The organism is uncultured Lamprocystis sp., assembly GCF_903933125.1.
GTDB lineage: Bacteria > Pseudomonadota > Gammaproteobacteria > Chromatiales > Chromatiaceae > Thiodictyon.
The window spans coordinates 1-6455 of the sequence record NZ_CAIZIZ010000049.1; the positions used below are offsets into that span (position 1 = coordinate 1).

Here is a 6455-nt window from a genome sequence, read left to right on the forward strand (position 1 = left end):
GGCGTCTCGCCGCGATGCGGTGCCGCGGTGACCGCGAACGCTGCGGCTGCGCGCCCGGCCCCATCGCGGCGGGACGCCGCTCCCACGGGGTCGCTGCGCGACCTTCACGGTAAAGCCTCGACCTCCAGTGCGGGACGCCCGGGCACCGGCCGCAACGACGATCAAGTCCGTCACGCACGCTCGGGGCGCCGCGCGGTCGACCGAATCCGGACATCCCTGTTATTCCTGCCCTCTGGCCCATAAATTAGCGGGGTATCGGCGGCGACTGCCGGTGCCGACGGCAACCAGATAACACAGAACGCCATGATTATGGAACGCTTTCCCCGCACCCCACTGCTGCACGGCGACGACCCCGAGACCAAGCGCCGCGAGATCCGCGACTATTTCATCGCGACCTTCGACCGGTATGAGTCGCTGTTTGCCACCCTGGCCACGGCCGATGCCTACTATCGCAAGCCGATCGCCCTGCGGCATCCGTTGATCTTCTATTTCGGCCACACGGCGACTTTTTTTATCAACAAATTGATCCTCGCGGGCCTGCTGGAGCAGCGGATCGAGCCCAAATTCGAGTCCATGTTCGCGGTGGGCGTGGACGAGATGTCCTGGGACGACCTGGACGAGTCCAACTACGACTGGCCCTCGGTCCAGGCCGTGCGTGACTATCGCAAGCGGGTCCGCGGCACCGTGATCGGCCTGATCGAGCGGCTGCCGCTGCGTCTGCCGATCAACTGGGACAGCCCCTGGTGGCCGATCCTGATGGGCATCGAGCACGAACGCATCCATCTGGAGACCTCCACCGTGCTGATCCGGCAGCAGTCGCTGGACTGCCTGCGCACCGACCCGGCCTGGGAACCCTGTCGGGAGACGGGCGAGCCCCCGGCCAACCCCCTGGTGCCGGTCGCCGCCGGGTCGATCCGGCTCGACAAACACCAGGCGACCGCCAGCCACTATGGCTGGGACAATGAGTACGGCCTCCATGAGGCCGAGGTTCCGGCTTTCGAGGCATCGCGGACGCTGGTCTCCAACCGGGAATTCCTGGCCTTCGTCGAGACCGGCGGCTACGAGACCGACAGTTGGTGGACCCCCGAGGGCCTGGCCTGGCGTCAATTCAGTCAGGCGCGCTACCCGACCTTCTGGGTGCCGGAACCCGCGGGCTGGCGTCTGCGCCTGATGCTGGAAACCGTCCCGATGCCCTGGAACTGGCCGGTGGAGGTCAACTACCACGAGGCCAAGGCGTTCTGTCTCTGGAAGGCCGAGCAAACCGGCACGCTGGTGCGACTGCCGACTGAGGACGAGTGGTATCGACTCTATGACACCGCCGGCGGCACCGAGGTCCCCGCGGATCGGCCAGGCGCCGCCAACCTGCACCTGGATCACTGGGCCTCCTCCTGCCCGGTGGACCGCTTTCCCCAAGGCGAATTTTTCGACGTGACGGGCAATGTGTGGCAGTGGACCGAGACCCCGATCTACCCCTTCGCCGGGTTCCGGGTGCATCCGCTCTACGATGACTTCACCACCCCGACCTTCGACGAGCGCCACAATCTGATGAAGGGCGGGTCCTGGATCTCCAGCGGTAACGAGTCGCTGCGCTCCGCCCGCTACGCCTTCCGCCGCCATTTCTTCCAGCACGCCGGCTTCCGCACTGTGGTCGGCGCCGCGCCCGAACGACCGGTGGCATCCCACTACGAGACGGATCGCCTGCTCTCCGAATACGCCGAGTTCCACTATGGCGACCAGTATCACGGCGTACCCAACTTCCCGCGGGCACTCGCCGTCATCGCGCTACGCTGCCTCGGCGACCGCCCGGCCCGCCGCGCGCTGGATCTGGGCTGTGCGACGGGCCGCGCCACCTTCGAACTGGCGCGCCGCTTCGCGGAGGTGACCGGCATGGATTTCTCTGCCCGCTTCATCGGCCTGGGTGCGCAACTGGCGGACCAGGGCGTGTTGCGCTACACGCTGGTGGACGAGGGCGAACTGGTCTCCTGGCGGGAGGTTTGGCTCAAGGATCTGGGTCTCGCCGAGGTACGTGACCGGGTGACCTTCGTGCAGGGCGACGCCTGTAACCTCAAGGCGCAGTTCACCGGCTATGACCTGCTCCTGGCCGCCAATCTGATCGACCGGCTCTACAGCCCGACGCGCTTCCTCGCCCAGTGTCACGCGCGCATCAATCCCGGCGGCTTGCTGCTCATCGCCTCGCCCTACACTTGGCTTACCGAGCACACCCCGCGGGAAGAATGGCTGGGCGGGTTCAAGCGCGACGGTGAGAACGTCACCACACTGGATGGACTCAAGGCGGTGCTGGGCGCGCACTTCCGGTTGATCGAAGGCCCGCTGGAGGTCCCCTTCGTGATCCGCGAAACCCGCCGCAAGTTCCAGCACAGTCTCTCCGAGGTGACGGTTTGGGAGCGTCTTCCGGAGCGAGAGGATGCCCCCGCACATGGACATGACTGAACTGGACTTCGACCGGCCGATCGACCGTGAGGGAACGGCCGCGGTCAAGTGGGACGCACGCCTGGCGCAGTTCGGTGACCCCGGCGTGCTGCCCCTGTGGGTTGCGGATATGGACCTGCCCGCGCCGGCGGCGGTCACCCGCGCCCTGGCCGCGCGGGCGGCACATCCGGTCTACGGCTACACCCTGTTTCCGGATGCGCTCTTCAGCGCCCTGGCCGACTGGATGCGCGAGCGGCACGGCTGGGTCATCGAGCGCGACTGGGTCATCATGGCGCCGGGGGTGGTGCCCTCGCTCGCCGCGGTGGTCCAGGCCCTGACCGAGCCCGGCGAGGGGGTGATCGTCCAGCCCCCGGTCTATGCGCCCTTCTTCTCGGTGGTGCGGGCCAACGGCCGACGCGTGGTGGAGAACCCGCTGCGCGCAACACCCGAGGGCTATGCATTCGACCTGGATCATTTGGAACACTGCGCCGCCACGGGTGCGCGTCTGCTGATCCTGTGCTCGCCGCACAACCCGGTTGGTCGGGTCTGGCGCGCGGACGAACTGACCGCCCTGCTGGAGATCGCCCGCCGCCACCGAATGGTGGTCCTGTCGGATGAGATCCATCATGACCTGTGCTTTCCGGGCGAGGTCCATCACCCTTTGGCGCGACTGACCGATGAGCCCGCCGCCGTCATCACCGCCGCGGCGCCGAGCAAAACCTTCAACATCCCCGGTCTTGGACTCTCCGCGCTCATCTGTCCCGACCCGACCCAGCGCCGCACCCTGCGCCGCGTCTTCGACACCTTTCATGTCAGCGCCAGCAACCCGTTCAGCGTCGCCGGCTTCACCGCCGCCTACCGTGAAGGCGGCCCCTGGCTCGATGCCCTGCTGCGCTATCTCGCCGGCAATCGCGACCTGGCGCTGGATTTCATCGCCGCCCGGCTGCCCGGCATCACCGCGATCCGGCCCGAGGGAACCTATCTCCTGTGGCTCGACTGCCGGGAACTGGGCCTGGACGATACCGCCCTGCACGCCTTCTTCATCGAGCGCGCCGGCCTGGGCCTGAGTCCGGGAACCCTGTTCGGCACCGGCGGCAGCGGACACATGCGGCTCAACCTGGGTGCCCCCCGGGCGGTCATCCAGCAGGCTTTGGAGCAACTTGCCGCCGCCTTGGGGTAACGGATGCATCAGCAATGCGGCAAATCGCGGATGTCGGCTCATGTCGATGCGAATAAATTCGCACCGACATGCGTCGGCAACAGTCCTCGGTGGTCGGCGCATGTCGGTGCGAATTTATTCGCACCCGGAGAGTTCAGCGATGCCCTATGACGACTTACGCAAAGGCCGCTGTCATGTAGGTGCGAATTTATTCGCACCGGGAGATTTCGGCGATGCCCTATGACGACTTACGCAAAGGCCGCTGGTCCGAAGCAGGTCACGCCTATTTTGTCACCACCGTGCTGGCCGATCGCCAGTCGCGCTGGTTCGCGGATTTCTGGTGCGCCCGGCTGGTGATGCGGTTTGGCTTTAGGCGATTTCCGACAATTTTGATACCGGTCAGTGTAGGTGCGACTTCAGTCGCACCTGCGCCCGAATCGGTGCGACTGAAGTCGCACCTACATGCACCCACATACACGTACATGCACCTACGCGTATTCGTTGTTTCATGTATCCCCAACTCGGGGCTAATCGAGCAGCACATCCTTCGCCTCGTTAATCTTCGCCGCCAGGTAATCCGATCCGCCCCGATCCGGGTGCAGCCGCTGGACCAGCCGCCGATGGGCGGCACGGATCTCCTCCGGGCCGGCCCCTGGGCCCAAACCGAGGACCGCCCTCGCCTCTTCCTGCGGCATGTGCTGCCGCGCCGTCGGCTTGGGAGCATCCGCACGCTGCGCCGACGTCGGCCGGCGCACCGGCTGCTCGCGCTCGCGCTCCAGGTAGACTTCCAGGGCTTCGGCCGAGGCGAGGTCACCGGCATACCACTGTGCGAGGAGATCGATCAGATCCTGGGTCGAAACCCGCTCCAGGGGCTGGCCGCTGAAGGGTCCGGTCAGGAACTCGCCGCGGATATGTCCGGAGAGTTGATCGATGACCAGCAGCACGCCGCGAGTCGCCACCCGCGACTCGTGCGCGCCCTGGTAGTTGGGCGATCCTTTGAGTTCGCGCACCCACAGGGCGGTGGCGCCGGCCACCGCGCTGGGCATCACAATGAAGTTGAGCACCGGGACCATGCTGACGCCGACCGTCGCGGCACCAAACCCCAGACTCAAGGTGCGCCGCTCGCGCAGTCGTCGGCGCTGCTCGCGGAATTTGAGCCCGTTGTTGCCCATGGGATAGTCCGCATACTGCAGCGCCATGATCCAGGCGGTGTAGAGAAACCAGAGGATGGGCCCCACCAGCGGCACGAACAGCAGCAGCAGGAACGGGATGGCGAGCAGCAGGGCATAGAGGATCTTCTTGGTCTCGTCCCACAGCGTCGGAATCAGCTCCTTCAGCATCTGCGGCACCCCGCCGCCCTGCTCCAGCGGCCGTCCGGTGAGCAGCAGTTCGACTTTCTCCGCCAGCAGGCTGTTGAAGGGTGCGGCGATCAGGTTCGCGACCAGGGCGAACCCGTAGAAGACCAGCACCAGGAGCAGCAGCACAAAGACCGGCCAGAGAATCCAGTCGAGCCACTGCAACCAACTGGGAACGCGCGCGTCCATCCAGGTAACGAAGCCCTCGAACCAGGAGACCCCGGCGGCGATGCCGGCCGAGAACACCAGGATGTTGACCAATAAGGGCACGATGACGAAGCGCCGCAGGCCCGGGCGGGTGATGAGCCTGATGCCCTGGAACAGATAGCCGGCACCGGAGACAGGGTTGACGGACATGGTTGAATTGGGATCGTCTGGTTCGTGAGAGTTGGACGGGAACACAGTATACCGAGCCGGGGCCTTGGGGTATGCCATCCGCGGCAGCCGCGGCTGAATTGCGCGCCGGACACGTCACGCCCACCGGTTGACGGAACGCCTCGGCGGATGCACTGTCTGGACTTAACTACAGCAGCCAGGAGATCACCATGCAGCGAGCCCAAGAAGAACTCACCCTGTTGGCTCAACTCCCGGATGCGGCGATCGATCTCCCGCGCGCCGCGCTGGCGATCAGCCGTCTGTTCCAGCCGACATTGGATGCCGACCGGTCGCTGCGTCGGTTTGAAAGCCTCTGCATCGCCGCGGTCTCCAGCGTGCCGCGTGAGGCGGACCTGACGCACCGGGTGCGGGCACTCAACCGCTTTCTGTTCGATCAGGAGGGATTCGGCGGCAATCTGGAGGACTTCTACGACCCCCGCAACAGCTTCCTCGATCAGGTACTGGAACGGCGCACCGGCATCCCGATCAGTCTGTCCCTGATCTATGTGGAAGTCGCGCGTCAGGTCGGAATACCGGCTTTCGGGGTCGGCTTTCCGGGTCACTTCCTGGTGCGGGTCGCGGCCGGAGACGCGATGCTGGTCCTCGACCCCTTCAGTCGCGGCGCCTCACTCGATCTGGAGGATCTGGACCGCCGCCTGGATGATGTCTACGGCTGCGGGGTCTTGACCGTCGCGGCCAATCCGGCACTATTGCGGCCGGCCACCCGGCGGGAGATCCTGGTGCGGATGCTGGCCAACCTGAAGGTGATCTTCCTGCGCGACGGTGACCTGGGGCAGGCGCTGATCGCGGTCGACGGACTCCTGGCCCTGCAGCCGGACTCGCCCGATGACCTGCGTGACCGCGGCCTGATCTACCGCGAACTGGGCTATACCCCGGCCGCCGCGGCCGACCTGCGCCGCTATCTTCAGGTCAGCGACGACGCGGCGGAAATTGCGGAACTGATGCCCGTCCTCGCGGAGTTGGAGGCGGCTGGAGTGCGGGTGCACTGAGGGGGCGGTCAGCTCATCCGGGCATGGAAGGAACATCAAGCCACCCCCGAAGATGAAAATCCCCCGTGGGAGCGGCGTCCCGCCGCGATGCGGTGCAGCGGTGACCGCGATCGCTGCGGTGACAAA

At 66.0% G+C, this 6455-nt stretch carries 4 protein-coding genes; 3 read left to right on the top strand and 1 reads right to left on the bottom strand.

Going from position 1 to position 6455, the window contains the following annotated elements; genetic code table 11:
• The first annotated feature begins 309 nt into the window (after positions 1-309).
• Together ovoA and QZY03_RS02205 are read left to right on the top strand one after the other, a co-directional pair.
• Entirely contained in the window at positions 310-2451 is a 2142-nt protein-coding gene (gene ovoA, locus QZY03_RS02200; protein ID WP_295577831.1) for a 5-histidylcysteine sulfoxide synthase, read from the top strand.
• On the top strand, positions 2426-3610 hold the full coding sequence (locus tag QZY03_RS02205) for a MalY/PatB family protein (RefSeq protein ID WP_295577834.1): 1185 nt from the start codon (positions 2426-2428) through the stop codon (positions 3608-3610). Before ovoA ends, QZY03_RS02205 begins: the two co-directional genes overlap by 26 nt.
• A gap of 506 nt (positions 3611-4116) precedes the next feature.
• Here the strand turns inward: QZY03_RS02205 and cysZ are convergent.
• Positions 4117-5301 carry a sulfate transporter CysZ gene (gene cysZ, locus QZY03_RS02210; RefSeq protein WP_295577836.1) on the bottom strand — a complete coding sequence of 395 codons (1185 nt, stop codon included), beginning with the start codon at positions 5299-5301 and terminating at the stop codon, positions 4117-4119.
• A gap of 188 nt (positions 5302-5489) precedes the next feature.
• On the opposite strand from cysZ, the gene QZY03_RS02215 reads away from it, so the two are divergent.
• Positions 5490-6329, top strand: coding sequence for a tetratricopeptide repeat protein (locus QZY03_RS02215; protein ID WP_295577838.1), 840 nt, complete (start codon positions 5490-5492; stop codon positions 6327-6329).
• Positions 6330-6455 lie beyond the last annotated feature (126 nt).